Source organism: Subdoligranulum sp. DSM 23681 (assembly GCF_057005535.1).
On sequence record NZ_CM168050.1, the window covers coordinates 1079503 to 1097052 of the forward strand.

At 63.2% G+C, this 17550-nt stretch carries 17 protein-coding genes; 3 read left to right on the top strand and 14 right to left on the bottom strand.

Annotated elements, in window-relative coordinates:
• Nucleotide 1 precedes the first annotated feature (1 nt).
• Nucleotides 2-844, bottom strand: coding sequence for a sulfide/dihydroorotate dehydrogenase-like FAD/NAD-binding protein (locus AC127K_RS05170; protein ID WP_294542420.1), 843 nt, complete (start codon nt 842-844; stop codon nt 2-4).
• Nucleotides 845-1226: 382 nt separating this feature from the next.
• Between AC127K_RS05170 and AC127K_RS05175 the strand changes: the two genes are divergently transcribed.
• On the top strand, nt 1227-2096 hold the full coding sequence (locus tag AC127K_RS05175) for a transketolase (RefSeq protein ID WP_483721813.1): 870 nt from the start codon (nt 1227-1229) through the stop codon (nt 2094-2096).
• Nucleotides 2084-3037 (top strand): transketolase family protein, encoded by a 954-nt coding sequence (locus tag AC127K_RS05180; protein WP_483721814.1) that lies wholly within the window; start codon nt 2084-2086, stop codon nt 3035-3037. The genes AC127K_RS05175 and AC127K_RS05180 overlap by 13 nt, the downstream gene beginning before the upstream one ends.
• A 71-nt stretch (nt 3038-3108) precedes the next feature.
• Here the strand turns inward: AC127K_RS05180 and AC127K_RS05185 are convergent, their stop codons facing one another.
• The 11 genes from AC127K_RS05185 to AC127K_RS05235 form a co-directional block, all read right to left on the bottom strand.
• Nucleotides 3109-3951, bottom strand: coding sequence for a family 6 glucosyltransferase (locus tag AC127K_RS05185; protein WP_294539415.1), 843 nt, complete (start codon nt 3949-3951; stop codon nt 3109-3111).
• Nucleotides 3948-5498: an oligosaccharide flippase family protein gene (locus AC127K_RS05190; protein WP_294539418.1), complete on the bottom strand. Its 1551-nt coding sequence runs from the start codon at nt 5496-5498 to the stop codon at nt 3948-3950. Before AC127K_RS05190 ends, AC127K_RS05185 begins: the two co-directional genes overlap by 4 nt.
• Before the next feature lie 12 nt (nt 5499-5510).
• Nucleotides 5511-6539 (bottom strand): glycosyltransferase family 2 protein, encoded by a 1029-nt coding sequence (locus AC127K_RS05195; RefSeq protein WP_483721815.1) that lies wholly within the window; start codon nt 6537-6539, stop codon nt 5511-5513.
• A gap of 13 nt (nt 6540-6552) precedes the next feature.
• Nucleotides 6553-7491, bottom strand: coding sequence for an alpha-1,2-fucosyltransferase (locus AC127K_RS05200; protein WP_483721816.1), 939 nt, complete (start codon nt 7489-7491; stop codon nt 6553-6555).
• Nucleotides 7488-8600, bottom strand: a complete 1113-nt coding sequence (locus AC127K_RS05205) for a glycosyltransferase (protein ID WP_294539426.1) — start codon at nt 8598-8600, stop codon at nt 7488-7490. The genes AC127K_RS05200 and AC127K_RS05205 overlap by 4 nt, the downstream gene beginning before the upstream one ends.
• A 22-nt stretch (nt 8601-8622) precedes the next feature.
• Nucleotides 8623-9531: a hypothetical protein gene (locus tag AC127K_RS05210; RefSeq protein ID WP_483721817.1), complete on the bottom strand. Its 909-nt coding sequence runs from the start codon at nt 9529-9531 to the stop codon at nt 8623-8625.
• A complete protein-coding gene (locus tag AC127K_RS05215; protein ID WP_483721818.1) occupies nt 9521-10651 on the bottom strand; it encodes a glycosyltransferase family 4 protein in 1131 nt (376 codons plus the stop codon). Before AC127K_RS05215 ends, AC127K_RS05210 begins: the two co-directional genes overlap by 11 nt.
• Nucleotides 10645-11616 (bottom strand): glucosamine inositolphosphorylceramide transferase family protein, encoded by a 972-nt coding sequence (locus AC127K_RS05220; RefSeq protein WP_483721819.1) that lies wholly within the window; start codon nt 11614-11616, stop codon nt 10645-10647. The genes AC127K_RS05215 and AC127K_RS05220 overlap by 7 nt, the downstream gene beginning before the upstream one ends.
• Nucleotides 11617-11631: 15 nt before the next feature.
• The gene (locus AC127K_RS05225) at nt 11632-12834 is read right to left on the bottom strand and encodes a glycosyltransferase (RefSeq protein ID WP_483721820.1); all 1203 of its coding nucleotides are present in this window, start codon (nt 12832-12834) and stop codon (nt 11632-11634) included.
• 194 nt (nt 12835-13028) lie between these two features.
• Nucleotides 13029-14216 carry a sodium ion-translocating decarboxylase subunit beta gene (locus AC127K_RS05230; protein WP_483721821.1) on the bottom strand — a complete coding sequence of 396 codons (1188 nt, stop codon included), beginning with the start codon at nt 14214-14216 and terminating at the stop codon, nt 13029-13031.
• Nucleotides 14217-14232: 16 nt separating this feature from the next.
• A complete protein-coding gene (locus AC127K_RS05235) occupies nt 14233-14628 on the bottom strand; it encodes an OadG family transporter subunit (RefSeq protein WP_483721823.1) in 396 nt (131 codons plus the stop codon).
• A 271-nt stretch (nt 14629-14899) separates the two neighbouring features.
• Here AC127K_RS05235 and AC127K_RS05240 point away from each other — a divergent pair, with 271 nt between their 5' ends.
• Nucleotides 14900-15220 carry a rhodanese-like domain-containing protein gene (locus tag AC127K_RS05240; protein WP_294539450.1) on the top strand — a complete coding sequence of 107 codons (321 nt, stop codon included), beginning with the start codon at nt 14900-14902 and terminating at the stop codon, nt 15218-15220.
• 86 nt (nt 15221-15306) lie between these two features.
• Here AC127K_RS05240 and ftsH read toward each other — a convergent pair whose 3' ends face one another.
• Nucleotides 15307-17187: an ATP-dependent zinc metalloprotease FtsH gene (gene ftsH / locus AC127K_RS05245; RefSeq protein ID WP_483721824.1), complete on the bottom strand. Its 1881-nt coding sequence runs from the start codon at nt 17185-17187 to the stop codon at nt 15307-15309.
• 179 nt (nt 17188-17366) lie between these two features.
• Nucleotides 17367-17528, bottom strand: coding sequence for a hypothetical protein (locus AC127K_RS05250; RefSeq protein ID WP_483721826.1), 162 nt, complete (start codon nt 17526-17528; stop codon nt 17367-17369).
• Nucleotides 17529-17550: the final 22 nt, after the last annotated feature.

Below are 17550 nucleotides of genomic sequence, written 5' to 3' on the forward strand. Positions count from 1 at the left end.
CTTACTCGACCTCCTTCTTGAACAGGTTGCAGGCCTCGTCCCGGGCATGGCGCTCAAAATCCTTGTACATGGTGCCGCGGTGCATGGCCTCGTCAAAATCCACCTCAAAGCCGTCAAAGTCCGGCCCGTCCACGCAGGCGAACTTGGTCTGGCCGCCCACGGTCAGGCGGCAGCCGCCGCACATGCCGGTGCCGTCCACCATGATGGGGTTCATGGAGACGACCGTCTTGACGTTGTGGGGCTTGGTGGTCTTGACCACAAACTTCATCATGATCAGGGGTCCGATGGTGATGACTTCGTCGAAGGTCTCGCCGCCGGAAAGCTTTTCTTCCAGGGGCACGGTGACCACGCCCTTGCGGCCGTAGGAGCCGTCGTCGGTCATGATGATGAGCTCGTCGCAGCAGGCGCGGAACTCGTCTTCCAGGATGACCAGGTCCTTGTCACGGAAGCCCACGATGCCGGTGACCTTGGTGCCCTGGGCATGCAGGGCCTGGGCCACGGGCAGGGCGATGGCGCAGCCCACGCCGCCGCCCACCACGCAGACCTTCTTGAGGCCTTCGATCTCGGTGGCTTTGCCCAGGGGGCCCACGAAATCGTGGACATAGCCGCCCTCGGGCAGGGTGTTGAGTTCCATGGTGCCGGCGCCCACCACCTGGAAGATGATGGTGACGGTGCCCGCTTCACGATCGTAGCCCGCGATGGTCAGCGGGATGCGCTCGCTGTCCGCCTTGGCGCGGATGATGATGAACTGCCCCGCCTTGGCCTTTTTGGCGATCAGCGGTGCCTCGATGACCAGCTCGGTCACCGTGGGGTTCAGTTCGCGTCTTTTCACGATTTTGAACACTGTTGTACCCTCGCTTTTCCTGCGGGCGGTACGGCGCGCAAGCCCCGCCCGATGATGTGGCCGGCTGCCGGACAGTCGGCCTATTATAAGTTATTGTACGGCATTTTTTACCGAAAGTAAAGCACAAAAACCGGCCGCTTTGCCGCAGCGCACCGGCAAGGGGGGGCTTTTCCCCCGGGGGAATTTGTGCTATAATTGAAAATTATCGTATCAGCCGTGTCTTTCTGGTGCCGCGATCCGGCATTTTTTTGCGTTTTTTTCACCCGCAGGGCCAAAAAGGCATTGCGCGCCAAAACGGTTTGGTATAAGATAAAGGTGGAACAGATTCGGAAACCTTCCCCGGTATGACCGGGAGATCTTTCTGTTAAGAGGAGCGCGACTTATGTTAAAACAAGATATGTTGCAGCTGAAGATGACTGCAACCCGCGTGCGCATGGGCATCATCGAGTCCACCCATGCGGCCAAGAGCGGGCATCCCGGCGGCAGCCTTTCGGCCGCGGATGCGCTGACCTATCTGTACTTCAAGGAGATGCAGATCGACCCCGAAAATCCCCAGGACCCCAACCGTGACCGGTTCGTGCTGTCCAAGGGCCATGCGGCCCCGGGGCTGTATTCGGCGCTGGCGGAACGCGGGTTCTTCCCGGTGGAGGATCTGCGGACCCTGCGTCATTGCGGCAGCTATCTGGAAGGCCATCCCAACATGAACACCGTTCCCGGCGTTGATATGAGCACCGGCAGCCTGGGGCAGGGCGTTTCGGCGGCCTGCGGCATGGCTCTGGCCGCCCGCACCCAGGGCAAGGACATCAACGTCTACACCATCATGGGTGACGGCGAGATCGAAGAAGGCGAATGCTGGGAAGCTTTCATGTTTGCCTCCCACTACAAACTGGACAACCTGTGCATCATGATCGATGTGAACGGGCTGCAGATCGACGGCGCCACCAGTTCCATCATGAACAGCGAGCCCCTGGACCAGAAGATGGACGCCTTCGGCTTCAACACCATCGTGTGCAACGGCAACTCCTTCAACGACCTGGAACAGGCCTTTGTGCTGTTTGACCGGTCCCACGGCAGCGGCAAGCCCACCTGCATGCTGCTGCACACCACCAAGGGCATGGGTGTCAGCTTTATGGAGAATGCCGTCGGCTGGCACGGCAAGGGCCCCAACGACGAAGAATACCAGCGCGCCATGGCGGAGCTGCAGGCTGCCCACGACCAGCTGGAGAAGGAGTATGAACAATGGCTGAAGTAAAAAAGATCGCCACCCGTGACAGCTACGGTGCGGCGCTGGTCGAGCTGGCGGATGCCGGCCACGACGATCTGGTCGTGTTTGACGCCGACCTTTCGGCTTCCACCAAGACGGCCGTTTTTGCCAAGGCATACCCCGCCCGCTTCTTCAACTGCGGTATTGCCGAGGCCAACATGATGGGCGTGGCCGCCGGTATGAGCACCTTCGGTTATGTGCCCTTTGTTTCCAGCTTTGCCATGTTTGCCGCCGGCCGTGCCTGGGAACAGGTGCGCAACTCCATCGGCTACCCCCACCTGAACGTGAAGATCGCCGCCACCCACGGCGGACTTTCGGTGGGTGAGGACGGCGCTTCCCACCAGTGCTGCGAGGACTTTGCCCTCATGCGGGCCATTCCCGGCATGACGGTCATCTGCCCCGCCGACGACGTAGAGGCCAAGGCCGCCGTGAAGGCCGCTTACGCCTTCAATGGTCCGGTTTACCTGCGCCTGTCCCGTCTGGCCACCCCGGTGTTCCATGACCCGGAAAAGTACCATTTTGAGATTGGCAAGGGCGAGACCCTGACCGACGGGTTCGACATTGCGGTGATCTCCACCGGCCTGATGACCAGCGAAGTGCTGAAGGCCGCCCTGCAGCTGAAGAAGCAGGGCACCCTGAGCGTGCGGGTCATCAACATGCCCTGCATCAAGCCTCTGGACGAGGAACTGGTGCTGCGCGCCGCCAAGGAGTGCAAGAAGATCGTCACGGTGGAGGAGCACAGCATCATCGGCGGTCTGGGCGAAGCGGTCTGCTCCCTGCTGTCCGAAAAGTGCCCCACCCCCGTGCGCCGCATCGGCGTGAAGGACACCTACGGCCATTCCGGTCCGGCCTGGGACGTGCTGCGTGAGTACGGCCTGACCGCGGAAGCCATCGCGAACGAGATCCAGGATTTCGCCAAAGAGGAATAATCCAGTAAAATAATACAGCCCGGATGTTTCGGCAGAAGCATCCGGGCTGTTTTTTTTACAGGAAAGCGGGCTTACCGGCTCTCCACCTTCTTGCCCAGCAGGGTATCCCGGGCACAGAGAAGATAGGGCAGGTAGTTTTCGCAGGCGGCCTCCCACTTGCGGCGCACAAAACTGCGACGGGGCCCCTGGTTGTGCTTGATGGCCCCCACGTTGATCCACTTGCTCTTCTGGCGTATCAGAAGATGGGTCTCAAAGGGCGAGTCCAGATCCTCCGGGGTGCAGTAGCCCGGGTCCAGGACCCGGAACCGCCGGGGCTGTTCCGCCACCAGACGGTTCAGCTGGCTTTCGTCATGCCACTGGGCAATCACCCCGTCGGCCAGGTCGGCCTCGGTGCGGTCGTTGAGGGTGTGGCACAGCCAGAGGAAGGCCTGGGCCGTGCCCCCGTTGAAGCCCCCCGCCACATAGATCTGTCCGGCGTTGTAGGGCATATAGGCACGGCAGCGGGGGTTGCGGTCATAGGGCAGGAAGATGGGCTTCTTGTGCCAGTAGCTCAGGTGGCAGGCCACCACCAGGTCCTCCCCCTTTTCCGGGCGGGGCAGCACATCCGCCGGGGTGATGGTCTGGGTGCACAGCAGGTTGGCGTTGGCGAAATAGAGGTAATCGCAGCCCCGCAGTTCCTCCTCCGCGCTCAGAAAGACCGCAAACCGCTTGAGGGTGCTGTAGGGCCAGTCATAGGCTTTCTGGTAGATGCGGCGCACGGCGGGATCGTCGTCATGGTCGATGTGCTCGGCGTCGGTGAAGACATAGTAGGTTTTTTCCACACCAGGCAGGAAGTTCTGTTGAAAACTTTGGAAAAAATCCGGCCAGAAGACGGTGTAGGCCCCGGTGCAGATGTACAGAATCCCGACTCTCATGGGTTTTCCTCCTTGCGCAGACGCGCGGACAGTTTGCGGACCAGTTCCATGCCCCGGCCCCGGAGATAGGCGGCGTCGCTGGTCCAGCCGTAAAGCAGCAGGTTGCACAGGTTGGGCACCACCGCCACGATGCACACCTTGCCCGCAAAGGCCAGGATGCCCGTACCGCACAGGCTGCACAGCCAGGATGTGAAGAACATGATGGCAAACAGGGTGCCGATGTGGACCAGCTGCAGGCCCAGGTATCGCCAGCCGCAGCCCTTCATGTAATGGCGGCAGACCACCCGGCCCCGGCCGATCCACATGAAGCAGTGGGCAATGACGGTGGCCGCCACCACCCCGGCCAGCCCGAAGGGGATGACCAGGGCAAAGCTGAGCACCACATTGCTGACGGCGGAAGCCACCATGAACCACTGGTCCTCCTCAAAATGGCCCAGCACCGCCCGGTAGGAGCCCAGCATCCGGTGGTTCCAGCCGATATACTCGTTCATGCAGAACCAGAACACATAGGCCATGGGCAGCAGGTAGCTCTCCCCCATCCACAGCCGGATGAAGGGCTGGAACAGGCAGAAATAAGCCACCGCCACAAAGCTGCCGAAGCAGTAGCTGAAGAGGTCCAGCCCCCAGAACACCGCCTTGGCATGGCCGTCGGCCTCCGCGTCCCGGTCATAGACGATGCTACCGATGGCCGCGGCGAAGGAATCCAGGATCTTGTTGCAGATGTTGTTGACGCTGGTGGAGATGGTGGAATAGTTGCCGGTCCGGGTGACCAGGGCGGCGCCCCGCATGCTGGTGATGACGATGTTGTCCGAGGAGCCGTAGATGGTGTTGGACAGCTTGTGCACCAGATAGTACCGCAGATCGTGGAAAATGCCCAGTTCCTTGAAGTCGGCCAGGGTGACCTTGGCCTCGTACAGTTCGGGAAAGTCCTTCTTGTACCTCCAGGCCACCACCACGTTGGCCAGGGTGTTGAAGAGGATCTGGATGCCGAAATAGAGGAAATAGTTGGGGATCCACAGAGCGATGGCGATCTTGGCCAGACTGGTGGCCACGTTGAAGCCCAGGTCGATCTTGGTACACACATACCCCTGCTGGGTACAGGTGTACATGAGCCGCCGGGTGATGAGGAAGTAGCTGGACAGGGTGGACAAGGCGGTCATGGCGTAGATGCCGTAGACCATGAGCCAGTCCGGTTCCTGTTCCTGCACCACCAGCAGGGGCAGGAAAAAGGCGCAGACCACCGCCATGAGGGCGATGAAAGCCCCCACCGCCCGATAGGCCCACTTGTACAGGGACATATACCGGCTGATGCGGTCGATGTCTTTGGCGGCGATCTGCTCATACAGGCGGTAGCTGATGACGCTGCCCACCCCGAACTCCGCGATGGAGAAGAAGTTGAAGAGGTTGTTGATGGTGTCCGAGTACCCGGGAACGAAGGCGTCGAAGTTGGTGACAAAGAGCTTGCGGGTGACAAGGCCCAGCAGAAGCAGCACCAGGCTCTGTCCCAGGGTGTACACCAGATTGATGAGGGTGCGTTTGGTTCGCAAGGCGGATTCTCCTTAGTGTTTCAGGTGTGCGGCCAGCCACAGTCCGGCCCGGGGTCCCAGCAGGGTGATCATCCAGCGGAACAGAACCCAGTCCGTACGGCCGGAGGCCTGCTCGCCCTTGTTGTACAGGTCCCGGCAGCGGGCAATGCCCGCTGCACAGGCACGGCGGACCCCCTTGTCCTTCACGGCGGCGGCCCGGGCCTGGGGCCAGAATACGTTGGCCACCCGGCGCCAGACCTCTGCCTGTTCTTCCGGGGTGAAGCCCCCAGCCCCGGGTCCCGCAAAGAGCTTGCGGAATCCCTTGCGGGCGGCCAGGATGCCCACAAAATGTTTGGGCAGGTTGCTGTTCAAAAGACTCCCCGCCCGGTTGACCCGGTAGATGGTAATGGGAAAATCCAGGAAATACAGCCGGGTACAGTGGTGGAGCAGGAGCAGGTCGAAGGGATAATCCTCCGCCCAGACCACCTTGGGCCAGAACTGCACGCCGGACTGTTCCAGAAAGGCCCGACGGATGCAGAACCGCCACACCGACCAGTTGCCGTTTTCGTAGAGTTTCTGGACACGTCGGGCGTAGTCGGGGCTTTCAAAGGGGCCGGGGGTAAAGACGGGCAGGGACGGCGGGGCGGGTTCAGATTTCGGCGCAGCGGCGTCCAGTTCCAGATACCGCCCCACATACCAGTCGTAGCCCGGGGCGTCGTCCAGGGCGGCCCGCAGTCTGGACAGCATATCCGCAGGCCAGAGGTCGTCGCTGTCCAGGAAGAGGATCCATTCTCCCGTGGCCGCGGCCAGCCCGGTGTTGCGGGCGGCGGCCAGACCGCCGTTTTCCCGGTGGAGGGTGATGACCCCGGGGCAGGTCTCGGCGAAAGCATCGCACATCTGCCCGCTCTGGTCGGTGGAGCCGTCGTCCACCAGGATGCACTCCCAGTCCTTGGGACCGGGCTGCTCCACCACACTTTTCACGCAGGCACACAGATAATTCTGCACGTTATACACCGGCACGATCACCGAAAACCGGATGGGTGTTGCTTCGTTGCGCCGCATGGGCGTACCTCCCTTATCCTTGGCGGGTGGGCAGCAGGGTCCAGTCCGGGGCAACCAGCGCGGTGCGCTTGCCGTTGGCGTACCACCGGTCGGGGGCAAACACGCGGCGCCCTTCCGGTTCGGCCAGATACTGTCCCCACCAGCTGAAGGTGGAATTGCTCAGGATGAAATGACGGCACCGGGCCATCAGGTCCAGGTCCCACACCGCCGGCCAGCTGCCCCGCACAAAGACGGCGGGCAGGCCGGCGGTGTCCAGGTGGGCCTGGGCATAGTCCGGTTCGTCGGAAAAGACAAAGAGTTCCGCCCCGGGCAGGGCAGCCTGCACCGCACGGCAGGCCGCGGCGTAGTAGGCCGGTCCGCAGACCTGCAAAGCCGCATTTTCCGGCTTGCGGTAGTCCCCACATCGCCAGTGCAGCGCCACCGGACAGGGAGAGGCGGCGATGGCGGCGGCAGCGGAGGCCGCTGCCCCGGGCAGGTCCCCTTTGGCCCGCAGCTCGGTGCGGATGTGGGGGGCGGCATCGGCAAAATAGCCTTCCGCCTGGAAGTACCCCCAGGCCAGGAAATCCTTGCTGTGGCCCCGGCGGGCGGGCAGATAGCCGTCGGAGGCAAAATGCAGCCCCAGGGCGTTGAGGACCGGGGCCATCCGCCGCTCAAAGGCGGTGTAGTCCCGGTCCATCATGCCGCCCCGCTGCTCGTATTTGATCATCAGGGCCTTGGCGGCATTCTGCCGGGGCAGGTGGGCTTTGGCGAAACCCGGTTCCGCCAGGATCCGCACCTCCGGGGCAATGTTCAGCGCCTGCAGGGCACATCTGGTATGGGCGGGAGCGCCGTCCCGCCAGTCCTGCCGGTCCAGCAGGGTCACGGGCTCGGCACAGCGCAGTCCCAGGGCCCGGGCAAAGGCATAGATGAACATCTGGTTGCCCAGCCCTCCGGCCAGTTCGGCGTAGATCATTTGCTCCCCACCCCCGCCAGCAGTTCGTACAAAGCCTGCATCCGCAGGGCGGCTTCCTGCTGTTCGTAGCCCGCCCCTTCCAGCTCGGCCCAGTGGTCGGCGTGGGGGCCGCCCTGGGCAGCCTTGTTGGCTGCGGCGGCCCACTGATCCAGGGGCGCATCCAGGGGCAGGAAGTGCACCAGGTCGGTGACGGCGCCGTCATCCGGCACGTTGGTGGAGGCTAGACAGGGGGTGCCGCAGCCCTGGGCTTCCACCAGGGTGATGGGGCTTCCCTCAAAGTTGCTGGGCAGCAGGAACAGGTCGAAGGCGTTCATGAAGGCGGGAATATCCTCCTGCACGCCGGTCTGGGTGACCTTGTCCGAAAGGCCCAGGCGGGCGATCTTTTCGTCGATGGCCTTCTGGTCCTCGCCCCCGCCCACCATCATCAGATGCCAGCGGTCGTCGGATTGGACCATGGCGGCAAAGACGTCCAGCAGGAACAGCAGGTTTTTCTGGTGGTTGTACCGTCCCACAAAACCGCACAGACGGGCGGAGTCGGGGATGTGATACCGTTCCCGCACCCGGGCCCGGGCGGCTTCATCGGGATGGAACCGGCCCTTGTCCACCGCGTTGCAGGCCACCGTGAAGTTGGTTTTCTGGTCGATGTGGTCCCCGAAGACGAACCGTCCCGCCGCCACCCCGCAGCCCAGGAACCAGTGGGCCGTACACTGGTACAGCCCGTGGGCCATCCGCCAGACCAGGGTCATGGGCGGGTAGACGATGTGGCTGTGCACGATGAGCTTGGCCCCCGGGCAGTACAGCCGGATGAGCACGCAGGCCAGGGCGTTGACCTTGCTGGCCGTGTGCAGGTGCACGATATCATACCCCTTGTGGGTGCGCAGGAACTTGACCAGGGCGGGCAGACGTTTTTTGTCGTCGTCCGGGATGGCGTACCAGTGCACGCCGTGGGCTTCCAGGGCGGGGCCGGTGCTCTGCTGGTTGGGCGGGCAGGGGCCGGCCAGCAGGTCCACCTGATAGGTCTGAGTATCCATGTGGAGCAGCAGATTCTGGATATACCGCTGCACCCCGCTCTGGATGCCCAGATTGTTGCCGATCATCAGGATGCGCATGAAACTCTCCTTTGGGATGTGTTTACCAGTAGCTGCCGCCCTCCACCTTTTCCTTGGCGGCGGGCTGTTCGGCGGGCAGGGGCCGCACCCAGGCATCGTTGTACAGCTTGCCGATGACCGGGTGGTCGTCCCAGCGGCGGCCCTTGATGCCGAAGAGCAGCTGGGTGGCCCCGCTCATCTGGACGGCCATGTGGCCGGTGTCCCGGGCGTGGGCGGCCAGGGGCAGGCCGTAGGCCCCCGCCCCGATGATGGCCACCTCATAGTCGGCGGCGTCCATCTGGCTTTCCATGGCGGCCAGAGCATCGAACCAGGATGCATATCCGGTGTCCTGTCCGGCCAGCCCCTGCACCGCCTGCACCACCGTCAGGGAGGCGAATTCCGGCAGGATATCCGTGCCGGGGAAAAGGGCTTCCCGCTTCTGGTACTGGGACAGGATACTCTCTTTGAAAGGATGCACCACCAGCACCTTTTTACCGGCCAGAGCGGCGCTCCAGGGGTCTTCATGGTAATAGGGTTCCAGGGCCCGCAGCTGGGTGAAGGCGGTGTGGGTGCAGCCCCGGATGACCTGCCGCTCCGCCCCCACGTCCCACAAGGCCAGCAGGTCGGCCTGCTGGGCGCAGCGGATGTACCGTTCGCAGAAGCGGCGCAGGGTATCGTCGTCGGTGGGAAAGACCCCGGACAGGTCCCGGATCTCCCGCCGGATGCGGTCGGAAAAGTCCTGGCCGCCGGTTTGCAGGTATTCGGCCACGGTGCGCATCTCGGTGGCGCCGCAGCGGCCGAAGCAGAAGGGCCTGCCCTGTTCCAGGGCTTCCTTGGCCAGCCGGTTGCCCTCGGCGGCGGACAGCACGGTCACCCCCCGGTATTTCCAGCCGAAACGGGCGGATTTGACCAGGTTGCGAGCCAGTTCCAGCAGTTTGCCGTCATTGTCCATCCCGGTGCACCCCTTCCTGTTGCAGCATGGCCAGCACGGTGCGGGCGCTGTTGTCCCACAAAAAGTGTTCCCGGATGCGCTGGCGGGCCGCCTGCCCCATGACAGCGCTGCAGGCCGCCGCCTGTACCCCGGCGGCAAAGACTTCGGCGCCGCCGTCCAGCAGTAGGCCGCTGATGCCGTCCTCGATGATCTGGTCGGGACCGGGGGCGTGGCGGGCCACCGGCACACAGCCAGCGTACATGGCTTCCAGCAGGCTCATGCCGAAGATTTCATGGTCGTTGAAGTTCACAAACACGTCGCAGGCGTGGTAATAGGCATGTACCTGGGTGTTGGGCACGCTGGGGATGTGCACCCAGCGGTGGGCCAGCCCGGCGGCCTGCATCTCCCCTTTCAGGGTCTCCGCCAAAGCCCCGTTGCCGATGACCACCGCCTGCCAGTTTTCCGGCAGGGCAGCCAGCAGCGGTACCAGGTCCAGGGGGCGCTTGTAGGTGTCCAGCCGGCCTACAAAGAGCAGGATCTGGGCGTCCGGGTCCAGGCCCAGCTGGACCCGCAGTTCCGGTTTGGTCCCCTGTACTCGGGGGATGATGGCAGTGTCCAGGCCCACCGGCAGCACCCCGGCGCAGGGCACACCCATTTCTTCCAGGGTGTTCTGCACCGCCAGGGTCTTGGCATAGGTGGGCGTTTTGCGGTAGATGGCCAGGTTGCGGCGGCAGAGCAGGTCCATCACCGCCCGCACCAGGGGGTTGCGGGCGTCGGAGCGCACCGCCCCCAGCTGGCTGTAAAAGAAGATGCCGTGCTCCTGACAGAACCGGTACAGCCCCGGCACTCCCAGGGAGTTATCCCCCATAACGTGGACGGCGTCCACCTTTTCATCCAGCAAGGGCTGCCAGGTGGAATAAAAGGCATGGACCCGCCAGGCTTTGGCGGGCACATACAGGATCTTTACCCCGGGCGCCGGTTCTTCGGTCTCGATGTCTTGGGCCCCCACTGCCGGGTAAAGCACCACGGTCCGGCAGCCCTGGGCGGCCAGGGCCCGGGCCAGCCCCACCTCCTGGCGGTTGTAGGCGCCTTTTTTGCCCGAAGCCCCGCAGTACAGCTGGGGAATGGCGATGGTCAGCATGACTTGGAATCCTCCTGTTTGGGTGCGGGAACGGGCCCCACTTTGGCCAGATACCGGGCGTCGATGACCTCGATCTCCTCATCCCGGCAATAGGTGTGGATGCCGATGACCGTGGCCGGGTCCAGCCCCTCCACCGAGACGTTGGCAGGCATGGCGGCGCACAGGGGGAACTCTTTTTCATCCCGGCGGCTCCAGAATTGCAGATAAACGCCGTAGTCCACCTTGGTGCTCACCTGGGCGGGGCGCACCGTCTGGCCGGCCCACCGGAACAGGGGGCCGGCATTGCGGGCGCCCAGGTCGTAGTTGCGGTTTTCCAGCCCGAAGGTCTCGTCCTCTTCCAGCACAAAGCCCCCTTCGGCCTGTTCCTCCCGACGCAGTTCATACCGGCGGTAGCGGGTGTACAGGCCGTTGTCCGCCTTGACCTGGCTGCAGAGCAGGGCCAGTCCCCCGGGACGGATGTCCAGCAGGATGGTATCGGCCAGCTCCTTGTCCCCGGTCAGGAAGGAAGCGGCCAGTTCCCACGTATCGGGGAAGTGCCTGCACCGGTAGAGGTTCAGGGTGTGATTGGTGCCGGTCTCGGGGATCATCCAGATCTCCCGGTTCCAGCTGAATACCGTGGGAAAGGAGAGGTGGAAGGCTTCGCTCAGCACCGTCCGGGGCTCCCCGGGATGGCGGGGGTCGGTGAGGTCGATGACCGCAATATCCCCCTTGCCTTTGGCCATGTCGAAGGCTTCGCAGAACAGCCAGCGCTTGCCCTCATGGGAAAAGAGCAGGGGGTCAGCGTACCACACCCCCGCCCGGGCAGGCAGCGGCGTATACGGTTCTTCCCCCAGCGCGGGCAGCGGGTCGCATCCCGGTGCGGTGGGGACCGGGCGCAGGGCGATTGTGTAGATCTCTTTCCACCCGGTCAGCTTTTTGAACAGGCGCGCCGGGGGCATATGCAGGGCGCGGTACAGTTGATTCATGCAGGGTTCTCCTTATCACGGCGCGGGCGTCCCGTCCAGGACGGCGCGGTAAATTTCCATCAGACGGCGGTAATTGTCCTCCGGCCCGAAGGCGGCCAGGGCGGCCGTGCGGATGGCGTCCAGATCGGCGGTCAGCCCCAGGTCGGGCAATGCCCGGACGGCGGCGGCCAGGGCGGCCGGGTCTCCGGGGGCAAAGCGCAGACCGTCCACCCCGGGACGGACCATGGCTCCCACGTTGCCCAGGTCACTGGCCAGCACCAGCGTGCCCATAACGTGGGCCTCCGCCGGGACCAAGGCGAAACTTTCATAGCACAGGCTGGGGGCCAGCACCCCCCGGCTTTGGGCAAAGAGGGCGTGGAGCTCCCCCCGGGGCAGAAGTCCCAGCAGCCGCACCTTGGGCACCGCCTGCTGCCGGACCCAGTCGTCCAGAGGACCGGCCCCCACCAGCAGCAGTTCGGGGGCATCGGGGTCATGGGCCAGAAGCTTCCAGCCTTCCACGGCGGTGCGCAGGCCCTTGAGTTCTTCCAGACGTCCGGCAAAGACGATCTGGTTTTTCCGCTGTGACCAGGGCAGTACCGGGGGCAGGGCCTCCCCCGAAGCGGCGGTATTGGGCCGCACGAAGAGGCGTTTTGGGTCGAACACCCGGCGGCGGGTGTTGAATTCCAGCAGTTTCTGTTTGTCAAAGTCGGTGAGGGTGATCAGGTTCACCCAGCGGTAGGTGCCCAGCAGCCGGTGGAAGGCGTACACAAAGGCACAGACAGCACTCTGGGCCAGACTGTACCGGTAGCACCGGTGGCGCACCGCCTGCCACAGCCCGCCGCGGCGGCGGGGGCAGTCCTCACAGACCCGCCCGTCCCGCAGCAGCACCCCGTTGGGGCAGAAGAGCCGGAAATTGTGCAGCGTCTGCACCACCGGCACCCCCAGGGAGCGGGCGGCCCAGAACACCGACGGGCTGACGGTGAGCAGGGTGTTGTGCACATGCACAATATCGATCTGGTGCTGGCGGATGAGGTCACGTACCTCCCGCCAGGTTTTCCAGCTGAACACCGCTTCCAGCCCCATGGCCAGGGCGCCGCCCTCGTTGGCGCGCTCGTAGGTGAACACCTTATGACCGTGTTTTTCCAGCAGGGCCCGCTCGTCCACAAAGACCGCGTCCTCGCCCCCGGGCAGGCGGTAATGGCAGTGGACCAGCAGGATATTGTAGCTTGTTTTTTCCACCGTCATTCCTCCAATCCGTATAATTCGGCATTTTATCTATTATACCCCGTATGGCGATAAAAGGAAAGAGAAAGGGCGGATTTTACCCGGCTGATTGTGCGGGAACCGGCACCGGCCCTTTCCGCCCCATAGAAAAACCCCCGCGCCGCGGAAAAGCGGTGCGGGGGTGATTTTGTTCATGCAGGCAGGAGGTATCAGCTGAACATGTTGATCAGGATACCGGCCACCACGGCGGAACCGATAACGCCGGCCACGTTGGGGCCCATGGCGTGCATCAGCAGATAGTTGCGGGGGTTGTATTCCTGGCCCACCTTCTGGGAAACGCGGGCGGCCATGGGCACGGCGGAAACACCGGCGGAGCCGATGAGGGGGTTGATCTTGCCGTGGGTGGCGGCACACATGACCTTGCCCAGCAACACACCGCCGGCGGTGCCCACACCGAAGGCGATGACGCCCAGGACGATGATCTCCACCGTCTGGACGTTCAGGAAGGTAGACGCGTTGGTGGTGCAGCCCACGCTGAAGCCCAGGAAGATGGTGATGATGTTCATCAGTTCATTGCCGGCGGTCTTGGTGATACGCTCCACCACGCCGGATTCCTTCATCAGGTTGCCCATCATCAGGCAGCCCACCAGGATGGCTGCATCCGGCAGGGTCAGGCTGACAATGATGGTGACCATGATGGGGAAGATGATCTTTTCGGTCTTGGAAACCCGGCGCGGGGGCTCCATGATGATCTGACGTTCCTTTTCGGTGGTCAGGGCGCGCATGATGGGCGGCTGGATGACCGGCACCAGCGCCATGTAACAGTAGGCGGCCACCGCGATGGAGCCCAGCAGATGGGGGGCCAGCTTGGTGGTGGTGAAGATGGCCGTGGGGCCGTCGGCACCGCCGATGATGCCGATGGAGGCCGCTTCAGGGCCGGTGAAGCCCAGCAGCTTGGCGCCCAGGTAAGTAAAGAAGATGCCCAGCTGGGCGGCAGCGCCCAGCAGCAGGCTGGAGGGACGGGCGATCAGGGGTTCAAAGTCGGTCATGGTACCGATGCCCAGGAAGATCAGGGGCGGGTAAATGCCCAGCTTGACGCCCAGGTAGATATAGTCGGCCATGCCGCCGGAACTGCCCAGCAGTTCCCAGTTGATGTGGTTGGTCTCGTTCAGGAAGATCTCCATGTGGAACAGACCGTCCAGGGGCAGGTTGGTCATGAGCATGCCGAAGCCGATGGGCAGCAGCAGCAGAGGTTCGAACTGTTTGACGATGGCCAGGTACAGCAGCACGCAGGCCACCACCAGCATGATGGCGTACTTCCAGCCGCCCTCCGCAAAGAAGATCTGGGCCCAACCGGAATTGGCGAAGATTTCCGAAATATTCTGAATGATGCTCATACGCTCACCTCACCCTTCATGCCAGGAACGGCGTGGTGTTGGCCACAACACCGGCATCGCCCCAGTTGCCGCGGCGGGAACCGGCAGCAGGCGCACGGCGCACGGCCCGGATGACACCGCCGCCTTCGGTGCAGGCAACGGCGGCGGCAATGGCAGCCACCACCTCAGCGGGGATCCCGGCTTCCACCGCAGGGGCGGCAGGCGCGGGCGCAGGGGCAGGCCGGCGGGCCGGCGCGGCAGGCTTGGGTGCGGCGGGTTTGGGGGCCGCGGGCTTTTCGGCCCGGTCCATCATCTTGCCTTCCAGCGTGATGATCAGGCACAGGGCGACCAGCATGCCGAACACGAGCACCAGGCTGGTCACGACTACGTTTGCATCGCCGAATTCCAGGGCGAGCATTGCGACGTGGGACATAGTTTCGATTCCTCCTTGCAGCATACCGCGGCGTCTACCCGCGTAGTACAGGCAGTGGCCGCAGACGCGGCCAATTTAGCAACATTATAGCACGTTCCGCACGGTTTGTGTAGCACTTTTTTCAAAAAATTTGGTACGTTCGCCGACAAATGCCCGAATATCAGTAACAGTGTCACAGAACTTTGTTCCGGTTTGTAGTATACTAATACAGAAAGACCCGGCCTCTGCGGGCCGGGTCCCACCACCTCTTACAAGCAAAGGAAGGTCTGTCATGAGCTTTTTGGATATGTTCCGCCGTACCGACATCAACGAGGGCTTTGCCCGGTTCCAGGCCACCCCCGGCGCCGTGCTGCTGGATGTGCGCACCAGTGAAGAGTATGCCGCCGGCCATCTGCCCGGAAGCCGCAATCTGCCCCTGCATCTGCTGGACACCCCGGGCATTCCCCTGCCCTCCGCCGACACCCCGGTGTTCCTGTACTGCCGCAGCGGCGCCCGCAGCGGGCAGGCCACCAGCTGGATGAAGGCCCACGGCTACACCAAGGCAGAGAATATCGGCGGCATCCTGGACTACACCGGTCCGGTGGAAAAGTAACCGTTCCCTGATTTCCGCATAAAGCGACCCCCGCCCCGGAAGACAGCTTCCGGGGCGGGGTCTTTTTCTATAGCAGACAGGGAGTGTCAGGATTGGGCCGGGATTTCGCCCTTTTCCCCGGCAGGCAGCTGGGGCACCGCGGTGAGGATGCGCATGAACTCTTCGCCGCTGATGGTCTCCTTTTCATACAGATACTGGGCGATCTCGTCCAGTTTGCCCCGGTTCTCCCGCAGGATCTGCAGGGCTTTCTGGTGCTGGGTGCGCACGATCTGCACCACCTGGCGGTCGATGTCGGCGGCGGTGGTCTCGCTGCAGGCCAGGGAGGCATCTCCGCCCAGGTAGGCGTTGTTCACCGTTTCCAGGGCCACCATGTCGAAGTCGTCGGTCATGCCGTAGCGGGTGACCATGGCCCGGGCCAGCCGGGTGGCCTGCTCAATGTCGTTGGAGGCGCCGGTGGTCACCGAGCCGAAGACCAGTTCTTCGGCGGCACGGCCGCCGGTGAAGGTGGCGATCTTGGCCAGCAGCTGTTCCTTGCTCATGAGCACCTGGTCCCCCTGCTCCACCTGCATGGTGAAGCCCAGGGCACCGGAGGTGCGGGGCACAATGGTGATCTTCTGCACCGGGGCGCTGTTGGTCTGGATGGCCGCCACCAGGGCGTGGCCCACTTCGTGGTAGGCCACGATGCTGCGGTCTCTGTCGTTGAGGATCTGGTTCTTCTTCTGGGCACCGGCCAGGATGGTGTCCACGGCCTCCTGCAGGTCGTACTGGGTCACGGCCATGCGCTGGTGGCGCACGGCGCTCAGGGCGGCCTCGTTGATGATGTTGGCCAGCTCGGCGCCGGAAGCGCCGGAGGTCATGCGGGCCACAATGGCAAAGTCACAGTCGGGGCCCAGCTTGACCTTTTTGGCGTGCAGGCGCAGGATCTCTTCCCGGCCTTTCTGGTCGGGCAGTTCCACCGGCACCCGGCGGTCAAAACGGCCGGGGCGGGTCAGGGCGGGGTCCAGGGATTCGGGACGGTTGGTGGCGGCCAGGATGATGACGCCCTTGGTGGCGTCGAAGCCGTCCATCTCGGTGAGCAGCTGGTTCAGCGTCTGTTCCCGCTCATCGTTGCCGCCCATACCGGAGGCCCCGTCACGCTTTTTGCCGATGGTATCGATCTCATCAATAAAGACGATGCAGGGCGCTTTTTCGCCGGCCTGTTTGAACAGGTCCCGCACCTTGGAGGCGCCCATGCCCACGAACATCTCCACGAACTCACTGCCCGCGATGCTGAAGAAGGGCACGCCGGCCTCGCCGGCCACAGCCCGGGCCAGCAGGGTCTTGCCGGTACCCGGAGGGCCCACCAGCAGCACGCCCTTGGGCATCTTGGCGCCGATGGTCTCGTATTTCTGGGGGTTGTGCAGGAAATCCACGATCTCCTGCAGGCTTTCCTTGGCTTCGTCCTCGCCGGCCACATCGGCAAACTTGATGGCGGTGCCTTCCTCCACCACATACTGTTTGGCACCGGATTTGCCGGTACCGAACATCATGGCGTTGGGGCCGCCCATGTTGTTCATCCGCTTGCGCATCATGTAGCTGATCCAGGTGACCAGCAGGATCATGGGCAGGAACATGAGGATGATGTTCAGGATGGTGTCCAGCGGGCCGGGGTCGTTGATGACCTTGTCAAACTTGACGCCCGCATCCTCCAGCCGGTCCACCAGTTTCAGGTCCTGGGCAATGGCGTTGGTCTCGTAACTGTTGTTTTCCTTGTCGATAAAATAGATCTTCTCATCGTCGATCTGCACGGTGCTGAGTTTGTCCTCCTCCAGCATCTGCAAAAAGGTGCCGTAGTCCACCTGCTGGACCCCGGCGCGCAGCATCATGGGGAACACCAGGGTGTTGAACAGCAGCACGATGAGGAAGATCACCAGATAACTGATCCCAAGAGACTTTTTGGGATCACGGGGTTTCTTGGTCTCCTGCATACAAAACAATCCTCTCTTTTGAAATGGGCCTTCCGGCCCATGGGTATAGCATGCACCTCAAAAATGAACAGCCCGTGAAGTCATTTTGAACACAAGGAAAACATTGGAGATTTTTTCCCTTTCTAAACGCAAAAACCGCCGGGGCCCGGGCCCCGGCGGCAGATTTTTGGGGAAAGGGTTCAGCGGACGGGGGATTCCAGCAGGCGCAGGGTCTTGGCGCCCGCATCCAGCTCCATCTCACAGCCCAGGGGCAGGGTGAGCATGGGATGGGTGTGGCAGCAGTCGAACTGGGCCAGGATAGGCAGGCGGCTGTATTTTCCTGTCCCGGCTGGTGCCGGCACCCGCCGTAAATGTATTTTGCGC

Excerpts from the sequence above, each read along its gene's own strand:
- AC127K_RS05175 (WP_483721813.1), top strand. The coding sequence starts at position 1,227 with ATGTTAAAACAAGATATGTTGCAGCTGAAGATGACTGCAACCCGCGTG.
- AC127K_RS05180 (WP_483721814.1), top strand. The coding sequence starts at position 2,084 with ATGGCTGAAGTAAAAAAGATCGCCACCCGTGACAGCTACGGTGCGGCG.
- AC127K_RS05185 (WP_294539415.1), bottom strand. The coding sequence starts at position 3,951 with ATGAGAGTCGGGATTCTGTACATCTGCACCGGGGCCTACACCGTCTTC.
- AC127K_RS05195 (WP_483721815.1), bottom strand. The coding sequence starts at position 6,539 with ATGCGGCGCAACGAAGCAACACCCATCCGGTTTTCGGTGATCGTGCCG.
- AC127K_RS05200 (WP_483721816.1), bottom strand. The coding sequence starts at position 7,491 with ATGATCTACGCCGAACTGGCCGGAGGGCTGGGCAACCAGATGTTCATC.
- AC127K_RS05205 (WP_294539426.1), bottom strand. The coding sequence starts at position 8,600 with ATGCGCATCCTGATGATCGGCAACAATCTGGGCATCCAGAGCGGGGTG.
- AC127K_RS05210 (WP_483721817.1), bottom strand. The coding sequence starts at position 9,531 with ATGGACAATGACGGCAAACTGCTGGAACTGGCTCGCAACCTGGTCAAA.
- AC127K_RS05215 (WP_483721818.1), bottom strand. The coding sequence starts at position 10,651 with ATGCTGACCATCGCCATTCCCCAGCTGTACTGCGGGGCTTCGGGCAAA.
- AC127K_RS05220 (WP_483721819.1), bottom strand. The coding sequence starts at position 11,616 with ATGAATCAACTGTACCGCGCCCTGCATATGCCCCCGGCGCGCCTGTTC.
- AC127K_RS05230 (WP_483721821.1), bottom strand. The coding sequence starts at position 14,216 with ATGAGCATCATTCAGAATATTTCGGAAATCTTCGCCAATTCCGGTTGG.
- AC127K_RS05235 (WP_483721823.1), bottom strand. The coding sequence starts at position 14,628 with ATGTCCCACGTCGCAATGCTCGCCCTGGAATTCGGCGATGCAAACGTA.
- AC127K_RS05240 (WP_294539450.1), top strand. The coding sequence starts at position 14,900 with ATGAGCTTTTTGGATATGTTCCGCCGTACCGACATCAACGAGGGCTTT.
- ftsH (WP_483721824.1), bottom strand. The coding sequence starts at position 17,187 with ATGCAGGAGACCAAGAAACCCCGTGATCCCAAAAAGTCTCTTGGGATC.